The 21,601-nt window shown below is 66.6% G+C and carries 23 protein-coding genes; 7 read left to right on the forward strand and 16 right to left on the reverse strand.

What is annotated here, in order from left to right; genetic code table 11:
- Positions 1-19 precede the first annotated feature (19 nt).
- From ACT7B3_RS16040 to ACT7B3_RS16055, 4 genes are all read left to right on the forward strand, one after another.
- Positions 20-805 (forward strand): enoyl-CoA hydratase-related protein, encoded by a 786-nt coding sequence (locus tag ACT7B3_RS16040; RefSeq protein ID WP_445158632.1) that lies wholly within the window; start codon positions 20-22, stop codon positions 803-805.
- A gap of 112 nt (positions 806-917) precedes the next feature.
- Positions 918-2,057 (forward strand): cyclohexanecarboxyl-CoA dehydrogenase, encoded by a 1,140-nt coding sequence (gene aliB, locus ACT7B3_RS16045; RefSeq protein ID WP_445158633.1) that lies wholly within the window; start codon positions 918-920, stop codon positions 2,055-2,057.
- Between the two features lie 71 nt (positions 2,058-2,128).
- Positions 2,129-2,611: a MarR family winged helix-turn-helix transcriptional regulator gene (locus ACT7B3_RS16050; protein ID WP_445158634.1), complete on the forward strand. Its 483-nt coding sequence runs from the start codon at positions 2,129-2,131 to the stop codon at positions 2,609-2,611.
- 90 nt (positions 2,612-2,701) lie between these two features.
- Positions 2,702-3,925, forward strand: coding sequence for an ABC transporter substrate-binding protein (locus ACT7B3_RS16055; RefSeq protein WP_445158635.1), 1,224 nt, complete (start codon positions 2,702-2,704; stop codon positions 3,923-3,925).
- A gap of 149 nt (positions 3,926-4,074) precedes the next feature.
- Here the strand turns inward: ACT7B3_RS16055 and ACT7B3_RS16060 are convergent, their stop codons facing one another.
- The 9 genes from ACT7B3_RS16060 to ACT7B3_RS16100 all read right to left on the reverse strand — a co-directional run bounded on the left by ACT7B3_RS16060 (position 4,075) and on the right by ACT7B3_RS16100 (position 12,055).
- Complete coding sequence (locus ACT7B3_RS16060) at positions 4,075-4,209, reverse strand: diguanylate cyclase domain-containing protein (RefSeq protein WP_445158636.1); 135 nt, start codon at positions 4,207-4,209, stop codon at positions 4,075-4,077.
- A gap of 42 nt (positions 4,210-4,251) precedes the next feature.
- Positions 4,252-5,502, reverse strand: a complete 1,251-nt coding sequence (locus ACT7B3_RS16065; protein WP_445158637.1) for a benzoate/H(+) symporter BenE family transporter — start codon at positions 5,500-5,502, stop codon at positions 4,252-4,254.
- Between the two features lie 91 nt (positions 5,503-5,593).
- The gene (gene benD / locus ACT7B3_RS16070; protein ID WP_445158638.1) at positions 5,594-6,418 is read right to left on the reverse strand and encodes a benzoate diol dehydrogenase BenD; all 825 of its coding nucleotides are present in this window, start codon (positions 6,416-6,418) and stop codon (positions 5,594-5,596) included.
- The gene (benC, locus tag ACT7B3_RS16075; protein WP_445158639.1) at positions 6,415-7,440 is read right to left on the reverse strand and encodes a benzoate 1,2-dioxygenase electron transfer component BenC; all 1,026 of its coding nucleotides are present in this window, start codon (positions 7,438-7,440) and stop codon (positions 6,415-6,417) included. Before benC ends, benD begins: the two co-directional genes overlap by 4 nt.
- Positions 7,441-7,477: 37 nt before the next feature.
- A complete protein-coding gene (gene benB / locus ACT7B3_RS16080) occupies positions 7,478-7,966 on the reverse strand; it encodes a benzoate 1,2-dioxygenase small subunit (protein WP_445158640.1) in 489 nt (162 codons plus the stop codon).
- Between the two features lie 29 nt (positions 7,967-7,995).
- Positions 7,996-9,375: a Rieske 2Fe-2S domain-containing protein gene (locus tag ACT7B3_RS16085; protein ID WP_445158641.1), complete on the reverse strand. Its 1,380-nt coding sequence runs from the start codon at positions 9,373-9,375 to the stop codon at positions 7,996-7,998.
- Between the two features lie 171 nt (positions 9,376-9,546).
- Positions 9,547-10,521: a catechol 1,2-dioxygenase gene (catA, locus tag ACT7B3_RS16090; protein ID WP_445158642.1), complete on the reverse strand. Its 975-nt coding sequence runs from the start codon at positions 10,519-10,521 to the stop codon at positions 9,547-9,549.
- Between the two features lie 65 nt (positions 10,522-10,586).
- Positions 10,587-10,877, reverse strand: coding sequence for a muconolactone Delta-isomerase (gene catC / locus ACT7B3_RS16095; RefSeq protein ID WP_445158643.1), 291 nt, complete (start codon positions 10,875-10,877; stop codon positions 10,587-10,589).
- 59 nt (positions 10,878-10,936) lie between these two features.
- Entirely contained in the window at positions 10,937-12,055 is a 1,119-nt protein-coding gene (locus tag ACT7B3_RS16100; RefSeq protein ID WP_445158644.1) for a muconate/chloromuconate family cycloisomerase, read from the reverse strand.
- A 103-nt stretch (positions 12,056-12,158) separates the two neighbouring features.
- Between ACT7B3_RS16100 and ACT7B3_RS16105 the strand changes: the two genes are divergently transcribed.
- A complete protein-coding gene (locus ACT7B3_RS16105) occupies positions 12,159-13,061 on the forward strand; it encodes a LysR family transcriptional regulator (protein ID WP_445158645.1) in 903 nt (300 codons plus the stop codon).
- 21 nt (positions 13,062-13,082) lie between these two features.
- Here the strand turns inward: ACT7B3_RS16105 and salA are convergent, their stop codons facing one another.
- Positions 13,083-14,399, reverse strand: a complete 1,317-nt coding sequence (gene salA, locus ACT7B3_RS16110; protein WP_445158646.1) for a salicylate 1-monooxygenase — start codon at positions 14,397-14,399, stop codon at positions 13,083-13,085.
- A 157-nt stretch (positions 14,400-14,556) separates the two neighbouring features.
- Between salA and ACT7B3_RS16115 the strand changes: the two genes are divergently transcribed.
- Positions 14,557-15,462 (forward strand): LysR family transcriptional regulator, encoded by a 906-nt coding sequence (locus ACT7B3_RS16115; RefSeq protein ID WP_445158647.1) that lies wholly within the window; start codon positions 14,557-14,559, stop codon positions 15,460-15,462.
- A 45-nt stretch (positions 15,463-15,507) separates the two neighbouring features.
- On the opposite strand, the gene ACT7B3_RS16120 is transcribed toward ACT7B3_RS16115, so the two are convergent.
- From ACT7B3_RS16120 to ACT7B3_RS16145, 6 genes are all read right to left on the reverse strand, one after another.
- Entirely contained in the window at positions 15,508-15,912 is a 405-nt protein-coding gene (locus ACT7B3_RS16120; protein ID WP_445158648.1) for a nuclear transport factor 2 family protein, read from the reverse strand.
- Positions 15,905-16,774: a 3-keto-5-aminohexanoate cleavage protein gene (locus tag ACT7B3_RS16125; protein ID WP_445158649.1), complete on the reverse strand. Its 870-nt coding sequence runs from the start codon at positions 16,772-16,774 to the stop codon at positions 15,905-15,907. The genes ACT7B3_RS16120 and ACT7B3_RS16125 overlap by 8 nt, the downstream gene beginning before the upstream one ends.
- Positions 16,775-16,847: 73 nt before the next feature.
- Positions 16,848-17,636 (reverse strand): alpha/beta fold hydrolase, encoded by a 789-nt coding sequence (locus ACT7B3_RS16130; RefSeq protein WP_445158650.1) that lies wholly within the window; start codon positions 17,634-17,636, stop codon positions 16,848-16,850.
- Between the two features lie 13 nt (positions 17,637-17,649).
- On the reverse strand, positions 17,650-18,852 hold the full coding sequence (gene pcaF, locus ACT7B3_RS16135) for a 3-oxoadipyl-CoA thiolase (RefSeq protein ID WP_445158651.1): 1,203 nt from the start codon (positions 18,850-18,852) through the stop codon (positions 17,650-17,652).
- 18 nt (positions 18,853-18,870) lie between these two features.
- Positions 18,871-19,659: a CoA-transferase subunit beta gene (locus ACT7B3_RS16140; RefSeq protein ID WP_445158652.1), complete on the reverse strand. Its 789-nt coding sequence runs from the start codon at positions 19,657-19,659 to the stop codon at positions 18,871-18,873.
- Positions 19,659-20,489, reverse strand: coding sequence for a CoA transferase subunit A (locus ACT7B3_RS16145; protein ID WP_445158653.1), 831 nt, complete (start codon positions 20,487-20,489; stop codon positions 19,659-19,661). The genes ACT7B3_RS16140 and ACT7B3_RS16145 overlap by 1 nt, the downstream gene beginning before the upstream one ends.
- A 396-nt stretch (positions 20,490-20,885) precedes the next feature.
- Here ACT7B3_RS16145 and ACT7B3_RS16150 point away from each other — a divergent pair, with 396 nt between their 5' ends.
- Positions 20,886-21,599 carry an SDR family NAD(P)-dependent oxidoreductase gene (locus tag ACT7B3_RS16150; RefSeq protein WP_445158654.1) on the forward strand — a complete coding sequence of 238 codons (714 nt, stop codon included), beginning with the start codon at positions 20,886-20,888 and terminating at the stop codon, positions 21,597-21,599.
- The last annotated feature ends 2 nt before the right edge of the window (positions 21,600-21,601 follow it).

Genomic DNA, 21,601 nt, shown 5'->3' on the forward strand with positions numbered 1-21,601 from the left:
GACCTCTAGGAGCTCGACAATGAACTACGAAGACATCCTCTACGACGTGACCGACGGTGTCGCCACCATCACCATCAACCGCCCCGAACGTTACAACGCCTTCCGCAGCCAGACCTGCATGGAGCTGCTCGACGCCTTCAACCGCGCCGGCTGGGACAAGTCGGTGGGCGTGATCGTGCTGACCGGCGCCGGCGACAAGGCCTTCTGCACCGGCGGCGACCAGGGCGCCCACGAGGGCCAGTACGACGGCCGCGGCATCATCGGCCTGCCGGTGGAGGAGCTGCAGACCCTGATCCGCCAGGTGCCCAAGCCGGTCATCGCTCGGGTCAACGGCTTCGCCATCGGCGGCGGCCATGTGCTGCACGTGGTGTGCGACCTCTCCATCGCATCCGAAACCGCCATCTTTGGCCAGGTGGGCCCCAAGGTGGGCTCCGTCGACCCAGGCTTCGGCACCGCCTACCTCTCCCGCGTCATCGGCGAGAAGCGCGCCCGCGAGATCTGGTACCTGTGTCGCAAGTACACCGCCCAGCAGGCGCTGGAGTGGGGGCTGGTCAACGCCGTGGTGCCGCCCGAGCAGCTCGACGAAGAGGTGCGCAAGTGGTGCGACGAGATCCTCGAGAAGAGCCCTACCGCACTGTCCATCGCCAAGCGCTCGTTCAATGCCGACAGCGAGAACATCGCCGGCATCGGCAGCCTGGGCATGCAGGCGCTGAGCCTCTACTACGACACAGAGGAGTCCAGGGAAGGGGTCGCGGCGTTCAAGGAGAAGCGCAAGCCCGAGTTTCGCAGGTTCTACAACCGCTAGTTCCGCCAGTACTACAACTCCTGGTGCCCCAAGGCGCTGACCCACGCACCGACGACAGTCGCCGCCGGCCTCCCCGCGGGTCGGCGGCCACCCGATAAGGATGGAAATGGCCATGAACTTTGCCTTTACCGAACAACAGGATGCCATTCGCGAGAGCGTGGCCAAGCTGTCCGCCGACAGGCTGGCCCCCCGCTACCGCCAGCGCGAGGAAGAGGCGCTCATCGAACGCGAAATCGTCGAACTGCTCGGCGAGATGGGCTGCCTGGGCGGCGAGCTGCCAGAAGAGTACGGCGGCAGCGGCCTGGACTGCGTGACCAGCGGCGTGATCATCGAGGAGATCGCCCGCGGCGACTTCAACGTTGGCTACCTGCCGCTGCTGGCCTCGCTCAACGGCCAGATCATCGCCCAGCATGCACGTCCCGAGCTGGCCCGCGAATGGCTCGGCGGCATCACCGCTGGCAAGAAGATCTGCTGCATCGCCCTGACCGAGCCCCATGGTGGCAGTGACGCCGCCAATCTGAAGCTGAAGGCAAGCCGCAACGGCGAGCACTTCGTGCTCAATGGTGAGAAGACCTCCATCTCGATGGCCGACCAGGCCGACGTGGCGGTGGTCTTCGCCCGCACCGGCACTCAGGAGCAGCGCGCCAGCGGCATCAGCGCCTTCCTGGTGCCCATGGACCTGCCCGGCATCACCACCAGTCGTTTCGAGGATTCCGGCCAACGCGCCATTGGCCGCGGCTCGATTTTCTTCGACAATGTGGCGGTGCCCGCCGATCACATGCTTGGCGAGGAGGGACAGGGGTTCAAGCAGGTGATGCAGGGCTTCGACTATAGCCGGGCGCTGATCGGCCTGCAGTGCCTGGCAGTGGCGCAACAGTCGCTGGACGAGACCTGGCAGTGGCTCACCGAGCGCGAGGCTTTCGGCCAGCCGCTGGCAGCCTTCCAAGGGCTGACGCACCCGCTGGCCGAATACCAGACCTACGTTCAGGCCGCCCGCCTGCAGTGCTACTACGCCCTGTGGCTGAAGGACAACGACCTGCCCCACACGGCCGAGGCGGCCATGAACAAGTGGTGGGGCCCCAAGCTCGCCTTCGATGTGATCAAGCAGTGCATGCTGGCCCACGGCCACACTGGCTGGGGCGAGGACCTGCCCTTCTCACAGCGCATGCGTGACGTGCTGGGGCTGCAGATCGGCGACGGCACCGCCCAGATCATGAAGAACATCATCGCGCGCCAGTCGGTACCCCGGTGAATGCCATCGTCGGGGCTCGGAACACCGCTCCCGGCCTGGCGCCACCGCTTTACGACACAGGAGTGCTACCGATGGCTGCCCAGGACGACAGAAGCGTCGCCAACCGTCTGTTCTTCCGCCTCTTCCAGGCCAGCAACATCCTGCAGAAGCAGACGGTGAGCGCCGTGGGACTGACCACGGTGCAGTGGGCGGTACTGGGGGCGCTCTCACGCCGCGGCTATGAGGACGGCATTGCCTTCAACGACCTCACCGAGTACCTGATCGTCAGCCGCCAGAGCCTCGACGGTGTGCTCAAGCGCCTCGAACGGGAAGGCCACGTGAGGCGCATCCCTCACCCCGACGATGGCCGCGCCCGCCTGATTCTGCTCACCGATGAGGGGCGCGCCTACTGGGAGAGCCTGCAGCCGAAGATTCATGACTTCTATGCCCAAGGCCTGGAGAGCCTGAGTTTCGATGAGGCGATTAGCCTGCTGCATTACCTGAACAAGCTTCAGAAAGACCTGGAAGCCATCGATATGCCGGACACCCCGACTGCCAGACGCGAGGAGAGCTGAGCCCCCACCACTAAACCAACCGCTAGCGCTACACCCCTTACGAATCACAACAACAATGGCTTCGTCCAGCGACGAGGCAGGAGAGTTCGCATGTCCATAAAACACCCCTTCACCCTGAAAAGCGGCCTGCTGGGCCTGTGCGTGGCGCTTGCCGCCACCGGCGCCCATGCCGAGATCAGCGATAGCGCGATACGCATTGGCTACCTGGCCGACATGTCCGGCCCCTACCGCGACCTGGCCGGCCCCGGCGGGCTGGAGGCGCTGCGCATGGCCGTGGAAGACCACGGCGGCAGCATTCATGGCGCTCCCATCGAGGTATTCAGCGCCGATGATCGCAACAGCGCCGACGTGGGCGCCAACACCGTGCGCGAGTGGATCGACCAGCGCAACGTCGACATGGTGGCGGGGCTGGTCGCCTCGTCGGTGACCATCGCCGCCACCCGGCTGCTGGCCGAGCACGACAAGATCGGCATGGTCGCCGGTGCCGCCGCGCTGAGCGTGACCAACGAGCACTGCACGCCCAACCACATCCAGTGGGTCTACGACACCCATGCCATGTCCAACGGCGCGGCCCGCGCCATCATCGAGGAGGGCGGCGACAGCTGGTTCATCCTTGCCGCCGACTACGCCTTCGGCCACTCGCTGGAGGCCGACGTGGAGAAAGTGGTGGTGGAGAGCGGCGGCCAGGTGCTGGGCAAGGTACGCCACCCGCTCAATACAGCCGATTTCTCCTCGTACATGCTGCAGGCCCAGGGATCCGGGGCGAAGATCATCGGCCTGGCCAACGCCGGCGCCGATACCGTCAATGCCATTAGTACCGCAGGGCAGTTCGGCCTGGCCGAATCGGGCCAGGCGCTGGCGGGGCTGATGGTGTTCCTCAACGACATCCATGCCCTGGGGCTGGAGACCACCCAAGGCATGCAGCTCACCACCGGCTGGTACTGGGACATGAACGACGAGGCCCGGGAGTGGGCCGAGCGCTACTATGCGCGCATGGGCAGCATGCCCACCATGGTCCAGGCCGGTGTCTACTCCAGCGTGAAGCACTATCTCGACGCCATCGAGGCCACCGGCACCGACGATGCCGGGACGCTGCGCGCCTGGATGGGCGAAACGCCGGTCAACGACATGTTCACCTCCAACGGCGTGATCCGCGAGGACGGCCGCATGGTCCACGACATGTATCTGGTGGAAGTGAAGTCGCCGGAGGAGTCTCAGGGCGAATGGGACCTCTACCGCATCCTGCGCACCATCCCGGGAGACGAGGCCTTCCTGCCGCTGGAGCAGAGCGGCTGTCACCTGGTCAATTCCTGAGCGCCTGCCGGACCGCTCCACAAGCGGTCCGGCAACGTCCCGCCCGGGTGGCCTGGCTCACCCTCGCCGCAGCAATGGTGAGCGGTGCCGTCGGACTTGTGGAAGACAAAGGGTGAAAACCCGCAGAGCCAGAAACGGCATAATGGCGACTACTGCCCCACCACCCGTTTGCGGCCGCTTGCCTTGGCGGCATACAGGCGGCTGTCCGCATCCGCGAACAGCTCGTGGAACCCTTGGGTCCGAGGATCCCCGACGGCGACTCCCGCGCTGATCGTCACCCACACTCGCGTACGCGGAGACGGGCCTGGCGCGTGTGCCCTAGCGCCTCACTTAGCCGGCTCGCGCTTCAGCACGTTGCGGCTGGTGGCAAATTCAAAGTCCTTGGTTTCGAAGATCAGCGAGATGAAGACGCCCAGCACCAGGGCCCAGAACGAGGCGCCGATCTCCAGTATCTGAATGCCCGAGGCGGCGATCAGGAAGGCGAACAGCGCACCCATCTCGTGCTTCTTGCCGGAAAAGGCAATGGCCATGGCCGAAGTGATGACGCGGATCAGCGCCAGGCCGGCGATGATGGCGATGAAGTAGCGCGGGGTCGCTTCGATCAGGCTCACCACATAACCGTAGAAGGGCGCCCCGACAACGAAGATGGCCCCGGCGATCACCGCCGCCACCCAGCGCTTGTCGCGCTCGCCTGCTTCCGGTGACGAGCAGATGCCGGTCATGGGCGCAGCGATGCAGGTGCTGTGCAGGTTGAAGAAGGCGGAGATCATGGTGCCAAAGCCGCCCACGGCGGTGATCGCGTTGGCCGGCACCTCCTTGTAGCCCATGCCCTTCACCAGGCCGACGCCGGCGGGCGTTTCCATGCCGACCAGGATCAGCGCCAGCGGCAGGCCGTAGGCGAGGAAGGCGCCCAGGGTGAACTCGGGAACGATGAATTCGGGGAAACGGATGGTGGCCTGCACGCCGGAGAAATCGACCCCGGTCACCGACAGGTAGAGGATGCCGGCCAACATGGCAACGATCAGCGGCGGCACCTTGCGCAGCAGCCGCGCCGAGAGGAAGAAGGCTAGGATCATGATCGCCGCGGGCAGCATGGCGTTTTCCAGCGGGCGCACCATGTTGAGGCCGAAGCTGAGCAGGATGCCGCCAATCATGCCCATCACGATCGGCATCGGGATCAGCCGCATGACGATGGACATCACCCCGGTCAGGCCGGCGACCAGCGCGATGGCGCCGGCGATCAGCGTCGCACCCAGCGCCGCCTCGAGGCCCACCACAGGAATCACTGCGGCGAACAGCAGCGCGCCGGGAATGGAGTTGGCCATGGGCAGCGGCAGCCGGTAGTAGGCCGGCATGAAGAGGCCGAACAGGCCGTTGATCATCAGGTAGCTGATGACCCAGATCATGATGAAGGAGGAGTCGAGGCCGGCCGCGGTGCCGGCGCTGATGTGGATGATGCCGGCGCTGAGGCCGAAGATACCGGCCACCAGGCCGGCGCTGGCATTGTCGAGGTTGAGGTCTCGCACAAAGTCTCGGGGGGCGTACCGGAGGCTGACGCCCTTCTCGATATGCTTCATGGTGGCTCCAGAGGGTTGTTATCGTTGGTATTGTGCGGAGGGATGTCGCTGATCCGCCGGCCCGGCATTATCCGAGCCGGCGCGGGTTTGTCTAGCCTTGGTCGCCGCCGCCCACCGGCAACACGCTGCCGGTGATGTAGCTGGCGTGATCGGAGGCCAGGAACAGGATGGGCTCGGCCATCTCATCCAGCGTGCCGTAGCGGTCCATCAGGCAGCTCTGCTTGGTCTGGTCGATATGCGCCTGGAACCAGGCCCGCTCCGTGTCGTTGCGCGGCTCGGGCGTGCCGCGGGAGATCTTGCGCGGCGGCGCCTCGGTGCCACCGACGCCGGCCGCCACCACTCGGATGCCGCGGTCGGCGTATTCGAAGGCCAGCGACGCCGTCAGCGCATTCACCCCACCCTTGGCCGCCGAATAGGGAATCCTGTGGATGCCGCGGGTCGCCACCGAGGAGATGTTGACGATCACTCCGGCGCCCTGGGCTTCCAGGGTGGGCAGCACGGCGCGGCAGCACCACAGGGTCGGCATCAGCGAGCGGTTGATCTCGGCGCTGATCTCGCTGTCGCTGAACTCGGTGAACGGCTTGAAGTTGATCGCTCCGCCCACGTTGTTGATCAGAATGTCGATGCGGCCGAAGTGCTCGGCGGCCTTCGCCATTACCTCGGCGGCGCCGTCCCAGCGCTCCAGGTCGGCCTGCAGGGCGATGGCGTCGATGCCCTGCGCCGCCAGCTCGGCCACCACCTCATGGATCAGGTCGGCACGATCGACCAGCGCCAGGCGGGCGCCCTCGGCGCCGGCCCGCTCGGCGACCCGCTTGCCGATGCCCTGGGCGGCGCCGGTGATCACCATCACCTTGTCATGGAAACGGCCGCCCTGGGAACGGCCTTCCTGATCGTGCGGGGTGGCTTGGCGGCTCATGCGGCCTCCCCCGCCTGGTTCGGCGTGAACTTCTCGTAGTGGAAGCTCTGCGGCGTGATGCCCTCGGCGTCGAAGTGCCTGAGCACTGCATCGACCATGGGGGGCGGGCCGCACAGGTAGACGTCAACGTCGCCGTCGTGCATCACCTCGGCGTCCATGTGGTGGGTCACGTAACCTTTGCGCGGGTGGGCGCTGGCCTCGTCCACCACCACGGTGGCGTAGGTGAAGCGGGGCAGCTGCTGCGCGAAGGCCTCCAGGGCGTCCACCTTGACCAGGTGATCGTCCTTGTTGACGCCGTAGATCAGGTGAATCGGCGCCTCGCAGCCCTTCTCCACCAGCTGCGCCAGCATCGAGAGGAACGGCGCGAGGCCAGTGCCGCCGGCCAGCATCAGCACCGGCCGCGTGACCTCACGCAGGTAGAAGCTCCCCAGCGGGCCGGTCAGGGTCAGGCGGTCGCCCGCCTGGGCCCGGCTCGAGAGGTAGCGGCTCATCACCCCATCGGGAATGTTGCGAATCAGGAAGGTGGCATGCTTCTCGCCGGGCAGCGAGCTGAACGAGTAGGAGCGATACAGCTCGGTGCCCGGCACGTCGATGTGCACGTACTGGCCGGGCAGGAAGGCGATCTCGGCCTGCTCGTCCAGCTCCACTACCAGCTCGATGCTGTCCTCGGAGAGCGAGTCGACCACGGCCACGGTGCCCTCGACCTTGCCGACCTGGGTCTTGCACAGGGTGGAGGCCACCGGCACCTGGATGACACAGTCGGAGGACGGCACCATCTGACAGGTCAGCACCATGCCTTCGGCGGCCTCCTCGTCGGAGAGCGCCTCTTCAATGTATTCGTCGCCCATGTCGAACGCGCCCTGCTCGCAGCGGCCCTTGCAGGTGCCGCAGACGCCGTCGGAGCAGTCCATCGGCAGGTTGACCTTCTGGCGGTAGGCGGCGTCGAGTACCGTTTCACCTTCCTTGCAGCCGATGAAGCGAGTGACGCCGTCCTCGAAGTTGAGGGCAATGGTGTAGCTCATGGTCGTTCTCCTCGGACACCCGGTCCCCATCTATCGGTCAGACGTGATAGATATCGATGACCTGGTGGATGTAGTCGTTGTTGAGTTGGATCACCTTGCGCGTGATCAGCGGCCGCTCTCCCGACACGTCCAGCGTATAGAAGGAGGTGCCGAAGAAGGTCTGGGTCTCCTTGTAGCGGTGGCTCAGCGTCTGCCAGTTGAAGCGCAGCTCCACCTTGCCGCCCTCCTCCTTGAGAATTTCGAGGTTGGTGATCTGGTGGGTGGTGCGCGGCTCCGGCGTGCTGGCGCCGGAACGCTCGGTCTTGATCCGGTAGACGCGGTCCTCCAGCCCTTCGCGGCTGGGGTAATAGATCAGCGATATCTCGCTGTGCGGGTCGCGGGTCAGCTGGTCGTCGTCGTCCCACGCCGGCATCCAGTATTCGACGTCCTTGCTATAGCAGGTCAGCCATTCGTCCCACTCGCGGTCGTCAAGCAGCCGCGCTTCGCGGTACAGGAAGGCCTGGATGTCGTGATAGCTAAGGCTCATGGTGTCTCTCCCCTGTCAGGTCGCTCGGCTCACGCCGAGGCGGTGGCACGCTCAATTGGAATGAACTGGCTGCGCTCCTTGTCGATGGCGCGCAGCATCTCCTCGACCCAGTGCTTGTGGTGCAGCACGTAGAGGCCTTCGTCCTCGGGGGAGGCACCGCTCATCAGCGGCTGCATGTCGATGGCCTTGGCGTTGTCGTCGGCGCCCTCGATCCACTGCTTGGCACCGCGCGAGAGGTCGTTCCACTCGGCCAGCGCACCTTCATAGCCGGTCTGGCAGCCGCGGAACTCCTCGAGGTCGTCCGGGGTGCCCATGCCGGAGACGTTGAAGAAGTCTTCGTACTGGCGGATGCGCACGCGGCGGTTCTCGGCGGACTCGCCCTTGGGCGCGAAGCAGTAGATGGTGACTTCGGTCTCGTCGACGCTGATCGGGCGCAGCACGCGGATCTGCGTGGAGAACTGGTCCATCAGGTAGACGTTGGGGTAGAGGCAGAGGTTACGGGTCTGGTTGACGATGGAGTCGGCCCGGGCAGCGCCGAACGTCTCCTCGATCCACTCGCGGTTCTGGTAGACCGGGCGCACCTCGGGGTTGATCAGACGGGTCCACAGCAACATGTGGCCGTTCTCGTAGGAGTAGAAGCCGCCCTGGCTCTTCGACCAGCCGTCGGCGTCGACCGCCTTGGTGCCGCCGGCGTCGTAGTTGCGCCGCTCCATGGTGGAGGCATAGTTCCAGTGCACGGTGCTGACGTGGTAGCCGTCGGCGCCGTTCTCGGCCTGCAGCTTCCAGTTGCCCTTGAAGGTGTAGGAGGAGGTGCCGCGCAGCACTTCCAGCCCTTCCGGGGCCTGGTCAACGATGTTGTCGATGATCTTGGTGGTTTCGCCCAGGTACTCCGCGAGCGGCTTCACGTCTTCGTTGAGGCTGCCGAACAGGAAGCCCTTGTAGCTCTCGAAGCGCGGTACGCGCTTGAGGTCGTGGCTGCCGTCCTGCTTGAAGCCGTCCGGATAGGCACCGGTCTTCTCGTTCTTGGCCTTGAGCAGCTTGCCGTCGTTCTTGAACGTCCAGCCGTGGAACGGGCAGGTGAAGGTGCCCTTGTTGCCGCGCTTGCGCCGGCACAGGGTGGCGCCGCGGTGCGCGCAGGCGTTGATCAGCGCGTGCAGCTCGCCGCCCTTGTCGCGGGTGATGACGACAGGCTGGCGACCCATGGTCACGGTCATGTAGTCGCCCGGCTCGGCCACCTGGCTCTCGTGGGCCAGGAACAGCCAGTTGCCCTCGAAGATGTGCTTCATCTCGAGGTCGAAGAAGTCACGGTCGGTGAACATGCTGCGGTGGCAGCGGAAGATGCCGGCCTCGGCGTCGTCGATGACGGCGCCGCGGACACGCTTCTCGAGTTGATCAAGCTTGCTGGTCATGATCCAGGTCCTCGCTATCTTGTCATTCTGTGGTGGGAGCGTTGCCGGGGCAGGCCGGCGAGGAGGTCCGTAGCGCCTTTCCTGGGCGCTGATCTTGCCTTCCCTGGCAAACGGCCTCTTCCTCGCCCTGCCCCCGGCGCGGCTCGCGGGGCGTCAGGGGCAGTCGCCAGCTCAGACTTTGGCGGTGCCGGCCAGCTCGCTGTGCTGGTCCTGCGCCTTCTCCTTGGCCCGCGGGCGGGCGTGGCGCGTCTGCAGCTCGGCCACGTCGGTCTTGGCCAGCTCGATGTCGAACACCACTTCGGAGAACGGCCCGTCCAGCTCGCGCTGGTCGATCACGGCCGGATCCTCGATGCGGTTGGCCGGGACCACCAGCTCCTCGCGGGTGGCGAAGGCGAAGTCGTCGAAGGTGTACGGGTCGCCGGCCAGGTTGATCTGGGTGGTCAGGTGCTGGTAGCCCGGCGCGGAGATGAAGTAATGGATGTGCGCCGGACGCTCGCCGTGACGACCCAGCGACTTGAGCACCACGTCGGTCGGGGCGCCTTCCGGCACGCCGTAGCCGGAGGGAATGATGCTGCGCGCGCTGTAGCGGCCTTCGCTGTCGGCATAAATGGTGCGGCGCATGTTGTACTCGGACTGGGTCGGGTCGAAGAACGAGTAGCCGCCCTTGGAGTTGCAGTGCCAGATCTCGACCTTGGCGCCGGGGATCGGGTTGCCGTTCACGTCGCGCACCTGGCCGGTCAGCCACATGACCTCGGCGTCGGGATCACTGCCGTCATCCATGCGCGCGAAGCCTTCAGCTTCCGGGGCGCCGGCCACATAGAGCGGGCCCTCGATGGTGCGCGGGGTGCCGCCGGTGCGCTTGGCTTCGGCGTCGATAGCGTCCTGGCGCATGTCCAGGTAGTGGTCGAAGCCGAGGCCCGGCGAGAGCAGGCCGAACTGAGTCTGGCCACCCAGGGCGTTGAGCATGCTGACGGCAGACCAGTACTCCTCGGGGGTGACATCGAAATCGTCGATCAGCTTGTAGAGGTCGGAGAGCAGGCGATGCATGAGCTGCTTGGCGCGCTCGTTGCCGCCCTCCTGGTCGAAGCCGGCAACGGTCTTGAGGAAATCCTGCACTTCAGGGGTATCGAAAATCTTGACGGTCATGGTGGTGTCCTCGGTTGTTATGGTAATGCCTCACGATGAGGGGTCTGGCGTGCCTGGTCGGCGACTCAGGAGTCGTCCTCGCGGATCGAGGACGGATGGCGACACAGCGGCTTGACGCTGATCTCCATGTAAGGGAAGAGGGGCAGGCCCGAGATGATCTCCTGCAGCTCGGCGTTGTCCTTGACGTCGAAGATGCTGACGTTGGCGTAGCTGCCGGCCACCCGCCACAGGTGACGCCACTTGCCGGAGCGCTGCAGCCCCTGGGCGTAGGCCTTCTCGGTGGCCTTGATGTCGGCGGCCTGCTCGGCCGGCATGTCGGGGGGCAGCTTGACGGTCATTTCCACCTGGAACAGCATGTGTCTCTCCTCCGCAATCTCGCTGCGCTTGAATAACGGTCGTGCTAGTGCGACTCGCGTTATTGGCGCGAATAGTGGGCCAGCTTGTCTTCATCGAGGGCGATGCCCAGCCCAGGGCCGTTCGGCAAGTCGACGCCGAACTCGTGGTACTGCAGCGGCTCGGCGACGATGTCGTCCTTGAGCAGCAGCGGACCGAACATCTCGGTGCCCCAGGCCATCTCGGGCAGCGTCGCCCAGGCGTGCAGCGAGGCGGCGGTGCCGATGGTGCCTTCCAGCAGGGTGCCGCCATACAGGCCGATGCCCGCGGCCTGGGCCACGTGGGCCAGCTCCAGCACCCCCTGCAGGCCGCCGGACTTGGCAATCTTCAGCGCAAAGGCGCCGCTGAAGCCGCCGCAGGCCAGGTCGAAGCCGTCGCGGGCGTCCTGCACGGCCTCGTCGGCCAGCATCGGCACGTTGAAGCGGTTGGCCAGGCGGATCAGGCCGGCGTGCTCACGCGCCGGCAGGGCCTGCTCGATCAGCTCGATGCCGGCGTCCTGCAGGGCCTGGATGCCGCGCACCGCGGTGGCTTCGTCCCAGGCCTGGTTGACGTCGACCCGCACCCCGGCGCGGTCGCCCAGCGCCTGCTTGATCGCGGCCACGTGACGCACGTCGTGCTCCACCGAATGGGCGCCGATCTTCAGCTTGAAGTCGCCGTGGCGACGCTGTTCGAGACGCAGCAGCGCCTCGTCGATGTCTTTGGCGGTATCGCCGCTGGCCAGGGTCCACAGCACCGGCAGGTGCTGCTGGCGGGCACCGCCCAGCAGCGCCGCCACCGGCAGCCCCAGGCGCTTGCCCTGGGCGTCGAGCAGCGCGGTCTCCAGCGCTGACTTGGCGATGGTGTTGCCGCGCGCATGCCGGGCCATGCGGGCGCGCAGGGCATTGAGGTTGTCGGACGGCTGGCCCACCAGCAGCGGGGCCAGGTAGGTGTCGATGTTGCGCTTGATGCTCTCCGGGCTCTCCGGGCCGTAGGCCAGGCCGCCGATGGTGGTCCCCTCGCCCAACCCCTCGATGCCGTCGCTGTGGCGCATGCGCACGATAACCATCGTCTGGCAGGCCATGGTGGTCATGGAGAGCTTGTGGGGACGGATGGTCGGCAGGTCGACCAGCAGCGTCTCGATGGAGTGGATCACAGTTGTCATGGGGGCTCCCGGTACGGGCAGATGGCGATTGAATGGCAGTCTGATTGCAGCGAAACGGCGGAACCAATATTGTTTGAGTGCCCTGCCATACCCAGGAGGTATCATGGAGCTGCGCCATTTGAGGTACTTCTGCGTGGTCGCGGAGGAGTTGAACCTGACCAGTGCAGCCGAGCGACTGCACATGTCGCAGCCCCCTTTATCCCGCCAGATCAAGCAGTTGGAACAGGAAGTGGGGGCCGAACTGTTCGAGCGCGGGCCGCGCGGCCTGCGCCTGACGGTTACCGGCCAGTTCTTCCAGCAGAATGCCCTGCAGATCTTGGAGAAGGTGGACGCCACCCTGGAGGCAACGCGACGCATGGCCCGCAGCAAGCGAGTCATGTTCGGCATCGGCTTCGTGGCTTCGGTGTTCTACGGCCAGCTGCCGCTGCTGGTGCGCGATTTACGACAAAAGGATAATGTCGAGCTGAGCCTGTCCGAGCTGACCACCGTGCAGCAGATCCAGGCGCTCAAGGCGGGGCGCATCGACATGGGTTTCGGGCGCCTGCGCATCGACGACCCGGAGGTAGAGCAGGAGATCCTGTTCGACGAGCCGATCATGGCCGCCGTGCCCTGCGGCCACCCGCTGGAAGGCACCACGCCCACCCTGGCTGAGCTGGCCCGCTATCCGCTGATCCTGTTCCCCTCCAAGCCCCGCCCCAGCATGGCCGACCTGATGCTCGGCATGTTTCGCCGCCAGGGGCTCAAGGTCGAGGTGGTACAGGAAGCCAACGAGCTGCAGACGGCGCTGAGCCTGGTGGCCTCGGAGATCGGCATCACCCTGGTGCCCGAGCAGGTGCGCCGGCTGCGCCGCGACGGCATCAGCTACATCTACCTGGCGGACCGCTCGCTCAGCACTCCGGTGATCTGCAGCCGCCGCCGCGGCGAGACGCCCTCGCCGATCATGCGCGAGGCCAACGCCATTCTTGAGGTGCTGGTGGAGAACCGGCGCAGCGGGCGCTATCCCTGAGACCAGCCGGCAGAGGTCGCCTCAGTCCTCCGCCGGCTCCCCCACAACCTCCCGGGCCAGGCGCCGGCGCGCCGCTGCCACATCCTCTTGGGGATCGTGGTTCCACAGCCAGTCGAAGCGGGTCTCGAGGTTCTCGATCAGCTTCGCCTCGTCGTCGCCGATGCCTTCGCCGGCATACTCGTAGACGTTCCCTGCTTCGTGGGAGGTGCGCTGCGCCCGGCAGGTGCGCCCGTGGCGAACCGCCTCGAAGGCCGCCAGCACCGGCTCCACGCTGTCTCTGGTGCAGGCCTCGTCGCCCAGCAGGCTGGCCAGCACGTAGGCGTCTTCCAGCGCCTGGCCGGCACCGGCGCCCTGATGGGGCACCAGCGCGTGGGCGGCGTCGCCCACCAGCAGCACGCGGCCGCGGTGGTAGCGCGGCAGTTCGGGCAGCTCGTGAAGCGCCCATCGGGTTGGCTCGGGAATGCACGCGAGGATCGCCTGGGAGGCTGCACCCCAGCCGACGAAGACCTCCTGCATCTCCTGCTGAGTCACCGCCTGGACCCACTCCGCCCCCTCGGGCAGTTTCGGCGCGGCGGTGGAGCGGTCGGTGATGAAGGCCACCACGTTGATCAGCTGCGACTGCTTGACCGGGAAGGTAAGGATATGGCGATCCTGGCCCAGGTACATCTGGGGCACCAGGGCCAGGCGCCGATCGGCGCCCCGGTTCTCCAGGGCCGCTTCCAGCCGGGCAGTGGGGATCATGCCACGATAGGCATAGGTACCGCTCCAGAGGGGCGTGATCTCGCCGTGCTTCTCGGCGGGCAGCACGCTGGCGCGCACCGCCGACTTGATGCCGTCGAAGCCGATCAGGATATCCGCGGTGAAGGCGGTACCGTCGGCGAAGTGGGCGGTGGCGCTATCGGCCTCCTGGGTGACCTCGACGCAGCGCTTGCTGAAATGGGCGATGCCGGCAGGCAGCTGGGCCACGATCGCGTCTAGGAAGTCCGCCCGATGCACCGAGGACTGCCCACAGCCCGGGGCCAGGGTGGCGGTCAGGAAGCCGTCGTCGCTGCCGCGCCGCCACTCGAACCAGACATCCTCGAAGGGTGCCGGCGAGGAATCGGCGATGCGGCGGTAGGCCGCTTCGAGACCGAGCCGCTGGATGGCGCGCACCGCGTTGGGGCCGAAGGAGACTCCGGCGCCGATCTCGGAAAACTGCGGCGCCGCCTCGAAGAGTTGCACGTCGAGGTCGGCATGGCGGGAAAGGGCGACGGCAAAGGCCACGCCGCCGATGCCGCCGCCGATGATGGCAATGGACAGGCGAGAGGCAGAAGGGGACGCGGTAGTGCGATTGGGCATGGTGCGTGCTCCGTCACGGATGCTGTTGTTGGAATGGCGACAGGTGATGAGGCGCAGGCTAGGGCTCCACTGATATTCACACAACACAGCCACCTTCATTTTCTGCATAAATAGAATTAATATTTTAATGAATACAGATAATTAGGTAAGGAGAGGCATGCTTCGGCTGGTGGATATCGATGTCAATCTGCTGGTGGTCTTCGACCTGCTCTATCGCGAGGGCAACACCCAGCGGGTTGCCGAGCGGCTCGGCGTGACCCAGCCCGCCGTCAGCCACGCGCTCAAGCGCCTGCGCCGGCTGCTCGGCGATGAGCTGTTCGAACGCACCTCGCGGGGGCTGTCGCCGACGCCGCGGGCGGATCAGCTGCACCCCGGTATCGCCGAGGCGCTGGCCCGACTGCATGAGACCCTCAACCTGGGCGATGACTTCGAAGCGGCCAGCAGCGAGCGCACCTTCCAGCTGGCGATGACCGATATCGGTGAGATCGTCTTCCTGCCGCGGCTGCTGGAACTCCTGGCCAGGGAGGCGCCGGGCATCCGGCTCAGCACGGTGCGCAGCCATCGCGAGGATCTGAAGCGAGAGATGGAGGAGGGGCGGATCGACCTGGCCGTCGGACTGATCCCCCAGCTGGGGGCCGGGTTCTACCAGCAACGGCTATTCGTGCAGCGCTATGTCTGCCTGATGCGGGCGGGTCACCCGCTGGCAGCAGGCGACTTCGACAGGGAGGCCTTCACGGCGGCCACCCACGCGGTGGTGGTGGCGGAGGGCACCGGGCACGGCGTCGTCGAGGAGCAGCTCGCCCGGGCGGGCATCGAGCGCCCGGTCCGGCTGCAGTTGCCCCACTTCGCCGCCGTGCCCTACATCATCAGCGAGAGCGACCTGGTGGTCACGGTGACCGGTAAGTTTGCCGAGGCGACACGAGAGCGCTTCGACCTGGCCGTGCGTGAGCTCCCCCTGCCCTTCCCCGCGATCCCGATCAACCTCTTCTGGCACCGCCGCTTCCACCGCGACGCCGGCAACCGCTGGCTACGCGGCCTGCTCTTTTCGATGTTTGCCGAATAGCGCAGGTCGATTGACGAATCAGCGAAGCCCGACGGAACAGCAGCGTTACTGAGGCCTGGCCCAGGCCGCCCGGCTGCCGTGCACGGCGCTCTTGTGGGTGATCTTCCAGGCGCCGTCGAGCTTGAGCAGGGCCAGTACGTCGACCCAGGAGTCCGCCAGGTTCTCGGCATTGTCGAAGCCGAGCAGCACGCTGGCCACCTCGCCGGCCTGGGTTACCTGGATCACGCGACCCTCAACCTTCCGGTGGCTGGCCGCCCAGCGTTCGAAGCGGTGGCTGACCGGCTCCCGGCTGAGCTCGCCCTGCGCATCCACGGCAAAGATCCAGGCATCCCCGTGAAAGGCGGCCTCGAGCTTGTCACGGCGCCCCTGGAACCCTTCGATATAGCCCTGCACCGCCTGCACGATCGCGTCGCGCTCGGGCACCTGGTCCGCGCCCACCATGCTAGCCATGCGCCACCTCCCCAGAGACCGCGGCGGGCGCCTGCGGCGGGCGCAGGCCGAGGATTTCGCGCGCCTGCTGCCAGGTGGCCACCGGGCGCTCGTACTTCTCGCACAGCGCCGCGACGCGCTCGACCAGGGCCGCATTGGAGGGGGCCAGGGTGTCGTGGTCGAGGCGCACGTTGTCCTCAAGGCCGGTACGGGTATGCCCACCCGCCGCGATCGACCACTCGTTGAGCAGGATCTGGTTGGGGCCGATGCCGGCGCCGCACCATTGGGCATCCGGCGCGAGCCGCTTGAGCGTCTCGATATAGACCTCGAAGGTGGGCTTGTCGGCCGGCATGGCGTTCTTCACCCCCATCACGAACTGCACGTAGAGCGGCGCCTTGAGCTTGCCCTGCCGGGAAAGCGCCACCGCCTGGTGAATGTGCGACAGGTCGAAGGCCTCGATCTCCGGCTTGACCTCGTACTTGAGCATCTCGCCGGCCAGCCACTCCACCAGCTGCGGCGGATTCTCGTAGACCCGATTGGGGAAGTTGTTCGAGCCCACCGACAGGCTGGCCATGTCCGGCCGTAGCGGCAGCATGCCGCCGCGCTCCTTGCCGGCGCCGGAGCGCCCTCCGGTGGAGAGCTGGATGATCATGCCCGGGCAGTGCTTCTGCAGCCCTTCCATCAGCCGGGCGAACTTCTCGGGGTCCGAGGTCGGCGTCTGGTCGTCGTTGCGCACGTGGCAGTGGGCGATGGTGGCGCCGGCCTCGAAGGCGGCCTGGGTGCTCTCGACCTGCTCCGCGATGGTGATCGGAACGTCGGGGTTGTTTTCCTTGCGCGGCAGGCTGCCGGTAATGGCGACGCAGATGATGCAGGGGTTCGTCATGGTGTCCTCGCTTCACGCCAGAGAGGCCCGGGCGTGGCGTTTGCTGTTGTTGTCAGGGTGGGAAAGAAAAGCGCTAGGCCGCCTGGAGGAAGGCCAGCAGCTTGTCGGCAAACAGCCCCGGCGCCTCGACGGAAGGCACGTGGCCGGTCCCTTCGAGAATTTCCAGGGAAGCGCCGCCGAGTTCGGCAGCCAGGGCGGCGAGGGTCGCCGGCGGTGTGGCCAGGTCCTCGCTGCCGCCCAGCAGTTGCACCCTCACCGGCTTGCCGGCGAGCTTGCCGGTGAAGGCGTGGCTGCCGAGCATCTCGCACAGGCGGGCGTAGGAGTCGTCTTCGCCGCGCCCCATCTGGGTGCACCAGCCGGCCTTGAGCGCCGGCTCGGCCTCGAAGCAGGCCGGCGCGAACCAGCGCGGCACGATCTCCTCGGCCATGGCCGCCAGGCCTTCCTGACGAATGCGCTCGGCGCGGGTGCGCCACAGTTCGGCATTGCCGATCACCGCGCCGGTATTGGTCAGGGTGACCGAGAGCAGGCGCTCGGCGTGCTCGCTGATCAGCTGCTGGCCGACCACGCCGCCGATCGAAGTACCGGCGAAGTGGAAGCGCGAGGCGCCGGCATGTTCGACCAGTGCCAGCGCCTCAGCGGCCAGGTCGGCCGGGGTGATCGGAGCCGCCCCCCATGCCTGACTGGCGCCGTGGCCGGGCAGGTCCCAGGTCAGCACGCGGTAGCGCGGCAGCAGCGCCGGCAGCAGCTCGTCCCATACCGCCTGGCTCATGCCCAGCGGATGCGCCAGCAGCACCAGCGGGTTGGCCTCGCTGCCAAGCAGGCGATAGGCGACGCTGCGGCCCTGATTCATTAAGAAAGCCATGACATATCTCCCGTTATGCGCGCTCGATAAGCGTCGCGATCCCCTGCCCCACGCCCACGCACATGGTGCACAGCGCATAGCGCTTGCCGGTGCGCTGCAGCTCGTGGGCGGCGGTGAGCAGCAGGCGGGCGCCGGACATGCCCAGCGGGTGGCCGAGTGCAATGGCGCCGCCGTTGGGGTTGACCCGCGGGTCGTCGTCGGCGAGCCCCAGCTCCCGCGTGCAGGCGAGCGCCTGGGCGGCGAAGGCCTCGTTGAACTCGAACACGTCGATCTCGTCCAGGGTCACGCCGGTGCGTTCGAGCAGCTTGCGTACCGCCGGCACCGGGCCATAGCCCATGATGCGCGGCTCGACGCCGGCCGTGGCCATGCCGATGATGCGGGCCATGGGCGTGAGCCCATGCTGCTCCACCGCGGCCCGGCTTGCCACCAGCATGGCGGAGGCGCCGTCGTTGACGCCGGAGGCGTTGCCGGCGGTGATGCTGCCACCCTCGCGGAACGGCGTCGGCAGCCCGGCCAGCGTCTCCAGGGTGGTCTCGCGCGGGTGCTCGTCGGTATCGAATACCAGCGGCTCCTGCTTGCGCCGGGGGATCTCGATGGGCGTGATCTCGATGGCGAAGCGACCCGCTTTCTGCGCGGCGGCGGCCTTCTGCTGGGAGCGCAGGGCGAAGGCGTCCTGATCCTCGCGGGAGATGTTGAACTGCTCGGCCACGTTCTCGGCGGTCTCCGGCATGGAGTCGATGCCGTAGGCCTTCTTCATCAGCGGGTTGACGAAGCGCCAGCCGATGGTGGTGTCCTCGATCTTCTGGCCGCGGGAGAAGGCGCCGTCGGCCTTGCCCAGCACATAGGGCGCGCGGGACATGGACTCCACGCCGCCGGCCAGGGCCAGCTCCATCTCGCCGGCCTTGATGGCGCGGAAGGCGGTGCCTACCGCGTCCATGCCGGAGCCGCACAGGCGGTTCATGGTGGTGCCGGGCACCGAGGTGGGCAGGCCCGCCAGCAGGGCGGACATGCGCGCCACGTTGCGGTTGTCCTCACCGGCCTGGTTGGCGCAGCCCATGAAGACCTCTTCGATGGCGGCCGGGTCGAGGTCCGGAGCCTCGGCCAGCACCGCCTTGAAGATGGTGGCGGCGAAGTCGTCGGGGCGTACGCTGGCCAGGGTGCCGCCGAAGCGGCCGATGGCGGTGCGCCGCGGATGGCAAAGGAATACGTCGGTCATGGAACTCTCCTGTTCGGCTTACTGAACGCTATGGGCGCGCTCGGTGCGAGCCTTCAATTCACGCAGGATCTCGAGTTCGTTGGCGCTCGGCTCCGGCGTGCTTTCCAGCGTCTCGGCGAAGCGGATCTCCCAGCCGGTGGCCTCGATCACGTCCTCACGGCTCACGCCCGGGTGCAGCGAGACCACCACCAGCTCCTTGGTCTCGGGGTCGGGCTTCATCACGCACAGGTCGGTGATGACCCGGGTCGGCCCCTTGCCGATGTTGGGCACGCCGTCGCGGCCCTTGCCGTCGCGGCCGAAGCCCAGGGTGGTGACGAAGTCGACCCGGTCGACGAAGGCGCGCTTGGAGTGCTTCAGGGTGATGAATACCTCACCCGCGTTCGTCGCGATTTCCGGCGCACCGCCGCCGCCCGGCAGGCGCACCTTGGGCTCTCGGTAATCGCCGATCAGGGTGGTGTTGAGGTTGCAGTAGCGGTCGATCTGAGCGGTGCCGAGAAAGCCCACGTCGATCTTGCCGCCCTGCAGCCAGTAGCGAAACATTTCAGGCACGGAAACGGTGGTGAGCGCGGTCTCGGCCAGCTCGCCGTCGCCGATGGAGAGCGGCAGCACGTCGGGCTTGGTCTGCAGGGTGCCGGATTCGTAGATCAGCACCACGTCCGGTGCGTGGGTCAGGCGCGCCAGGTTGGCCGCCTCACTGGGCAGGCCGATGCCGACGAAGCAGGTCATGCCGTTCTCCAGCGCGCGGGCCGCGGTGACGGTCATCATCTCCGCCGAGGTGTAGTCCAGGCACTTATCGACGCTACTCATCAGGCGTTCCCCCCTGCTTTCATGACGTTCTCTTCGATCCACCGGGTGAAGGTGTCGCGGTCGCGGGCGATGCCGTCCCACTCCTTGTAGAAGGCGTTGTTGCGCGGGTAGTAGCCGTGGGCATAGGAGGGCAGCGAGCCCTTCTCGGCCACGGCGATGGCGCTGATGGCCCAGCCCGGAATGATGCAGGCGTTGGGGTGATAGTCGGCCTCAGCGCGCAGGTCGTCGACGATCTCTTCGACGGTGACGATGCTCTGCTTGGCCGCCAGCACCGCCTCCTTCTGCACGCCGACGATGCCTTCCACCAGCACGTTACCGGCGCGGTCGGCCTTCTGCGCGTGGACGATGGAGACGTCCGGGCGAACCGCCGGCACCGCGGCCAGGCGCTCGCCGGTGAAGGGGCACTCGATGAACTTGATCTGGTCGTTGACGCTGGGCAGCTCGCTGCCCACGTAGCCGCGCAGCACGGCCAGCGGCAGCCCGGCGGCGCCGGCCTCGAAGGCGCAGGCCATGGCGGCGTGGCTGTGCTCGAGGATCTCGACCTTGTGCGGCCAGCCCTTCTCCACCGCGTCGCGCAGGCGGTGCAGCGAGCCCACGCCGGGGTTGCCACCCCAGGAGAAGATCACCTTCCTGGCGCAGCCAGCGCCGATCATCTGGTCGTAGACCAGGTCCGGGGTCATGCGGATCAGGGTGAGGTCGCGCTTCTTCTGGCGGATCACTTCGTGACCGGCGGCGAACGGAATCAGGTGGGTGAAGCCCTCCATGGCCACGGTGGCGCCGTCTTCGACGTAGCGCGCCACCGCGTCATGCAGGCTCAGGAACTCGGCCATGACTGTGCCCTCTTCGGTTGGGTCTTTTGTTCGACGCTCATTGTTCGTGATACGAACAATGATTTGTATAACGAACAAAATACTGCGCCGAGCCGGCAGCGTCAAACCTCCGCTTGGAAAATTACTGGCCTCTGGCAGGCCTTGCTCTCAAGCACTTTTTAGCGTCAATAAGTTACGTGAAAAAAGGACATCTTGTTCGGCCTCACGCCCATAGTGCCGGCACCCACCGCGACGGTAGAGGGTTATTTAAGGTGACGGCACTGGCCACCTGAGACGAAGGTCGCATTGAGGGGAATCGAGGCAGAGCGCAATGTCTAAACGAAAACGAACTAATGTACGCATTACGCACATGAATGGCGATGCATTACCCCTTCCCCAGCTCTGTAAGGACCCGACATGACCGAATCCTGCGCCGTCGTCACCGGGGGGGGCCGCAACATCGGCCAGGCCATCGCCCTGCGCCTGCAGCGTGACGGCTATCGCACCCTCGTGCTGGACATCGTCGAGCCCGAGGCCGAGTCGCTGAAGGCCGATGCACGCCGCGTCGATCTAAGCGACGTGGAGGCCACCCGCGCGGTGCTGGCCGAGATCGTCGCGGCTCACAGCGTAGGCTGCCTGGTCAATAACGTGGGGATCGTCGCGCCGGCGCTGCTCGACGATACGCGAGTGGAGGACTTCGATCGCCTGATGCACCTCAACGTGCGCTCGGCGCTGGTGTGCACCCAGGCACTGCTGCCGGGCATGCGCGAGCGGCGCCACGGGCGCATCGTGATCAATGCCAGCCGCGTGGTGCTGGGCAAGGAGGCCCGCAGCCTCTACAGCGCGACCAAGGGTGCGCTGCAATCCATGGCCCGCACCTGGGCGCTGGAGCTGGCCGGCGACGGCATCACGGTCAACTGCGTCGCCCCCGGTCCCATCGCCACCAGCGTCTTCTGGGAGAACAACCCCCCCGACTCCGAGCGCGCGCGGCGCATCATCGACAACATCCCGGCGCGGCGCATGGGCCAGCCCGAAGACGTGGCCCAGGCGGTGAGCTTCTTCTGCGACGAGCGCAGCGGTTTCGTCACCGGCCAGACCCTGTTCGTCTGCGGCGGCGTCAGCGTCTGCTGATC

It is taken from the genome of Halomonas sp. E14, from assembly GCF_052568415.1.

Bases quoted from the DNA above. Each gene is read 5' to 3' on its own strand.
- ACT7B3_RS16040 (WP_445158632.1), top strand. From the start codon at position 20: ATGAACTACGAAGACATCCTCTACGACGTGACCGACGGTGTCGCCACC.
- aliB (WP_445158633.1), top strand. From the start codon at position 918: ATGAACTTTGCCTTTACCGAACAACAGGATGCCATTCGCGAGAGCGTG.
- ACT7B3_RS16050 (WP_445158634.1), top strand. From the start codon at position 2,129: ATGGCTGCCCAGGACGACAGAAGCGTCGCCAACCGTCTGTTCTTCCGC.
- ACT7B3_RS16055 (WP_445158635.1), top strand. From the start codon at position 2,702: ATGTCCATAAAACACCCCTTCACCCTGAAAAGCGGCCTGCTGGGCCTG.
- ACT7B3_RS16065 (WP_445158637.1), bottom strand. From the start codon at position 5,502: ATGAAGCATATCGAGAAGGGCGTCAGCCTCCGGTACGCCCCCCGAGAC.
- benD (WP_445158638.1), bottom strand. From the start codon at position 6,418: ATGAGCCGCCAAGCCACCCCGCACGATCAGGAAGGCCGTTCCCAGGGC.
- benC (WP_445158639.1), bottom strand. From the start codon at position 7,440: ATGAGCTACACCATTGCCCTCAACTTCGAGGACGGCGTCACTCGCTTC.
- benB (WP_445158640.1), bottom strand. From the start codon at position 7,966: ATGAGCCTTAGCTATCACGACATCCAGGCCTTCCTGTACCGCGAAGCG.
- ACT7B3_RS16085 (WP_445158641.1), bottom strand. From the start codon at position 9,375: ATGACCAGCAAGCTTGATCAACTCGAGAAGCGTGTCCGCGGCGCCGTC.
- catA (WP_445158642.1), bottom strand. From the start codon at position 10,521: ATGACCGTCAAGATTTTCGATACCCCTGAAGTGCAGGATTTCCTCAAG.
- catC (WP_445158643.1), bottom strand. From the start codon at position 10,877: ATGCTGTTCCAGGTGGAAATGACCGTCAAGCTGCCCCCCGACATGCCG.
- ACT7B3_RS16100 (WP_445158644.1), bottom strand. From the start codon at position 12,055: ATGACAACTGTGATCCACTCCATCGAGACGCTGCTGGTCGACCTGCCG.
- ACT7B3_RS16105 (WP_445158645.1), top strand. From the start codon at position 12,159: ATGGAGCTGCGCCATTTGAGGTACTTCTGCGTGGTCGCGGAGGAGTTG.
- salA (WP_445158646.1), bottom strand. From the start codon at position 14,399: ATGCCCAATCGCACTACCGCGTCCCCTTCTGCCTCTCGCCTGTCCATT.
- ACT7B3_RS16115 (WP_445158647.1), top strand. From the start codon at position 14,557: ATGCTTCGGCTGGTGGATATCGATGTCAATCTGCTGGTGGTCTTCGAC.
- ACT7B3_RS16120 (WP_445158648.1), bottom strand. From the start codon at position 15,912: ATGGCTAGCATGGTGGGCGCGGACCAGGTGCCCGAGCGCGACGCGATC.
- ACT7B3_RS16125 (WP_445158649.1), bottom strand. From the start codon at position 16,774: ATGACGAACCCCTGCATCATCTGCGTCGCCATTACCGGCAGCCTGCCG.
- ACT7B3_RS16130 (WP_445158650.1), bottom strand. From the start codon at position 17,636: ATGGCTTTCTTAATGAATCAGGGCCGCAGCGTCGCCTATCGCCTGCTT.
- pcaF (WP_445158651.1), bottom strand. From the start codon at position 18,852: ATGACCGACGTATTCCTTTGCCATCCGCGGCGCACCGCCATCGGCCGC.
- ACT7B3_RS16140 (WP_445158652.1), bottom strand. From the start codon at position 19,659: ATGAGTAGCGTCGATAAGTGCCTGGACTACACCTCGGCGGAGATGATG.
- ACT7B3_RS16145 (WP_445158653.1), bottom strand. From the start codon at position 20,489: ATGGCCGAGTTCCTGAGCCTGCATGACGCGGTGGCGCGCTACGTCGAA.
- ACT7B3_RS16150 (WP_445158654.1), top strand. From the start codon at position 20,886: ATGACCGAATCCTGCGCCGTCGTCACCGGGGGGGGCCGCAACATCGGC.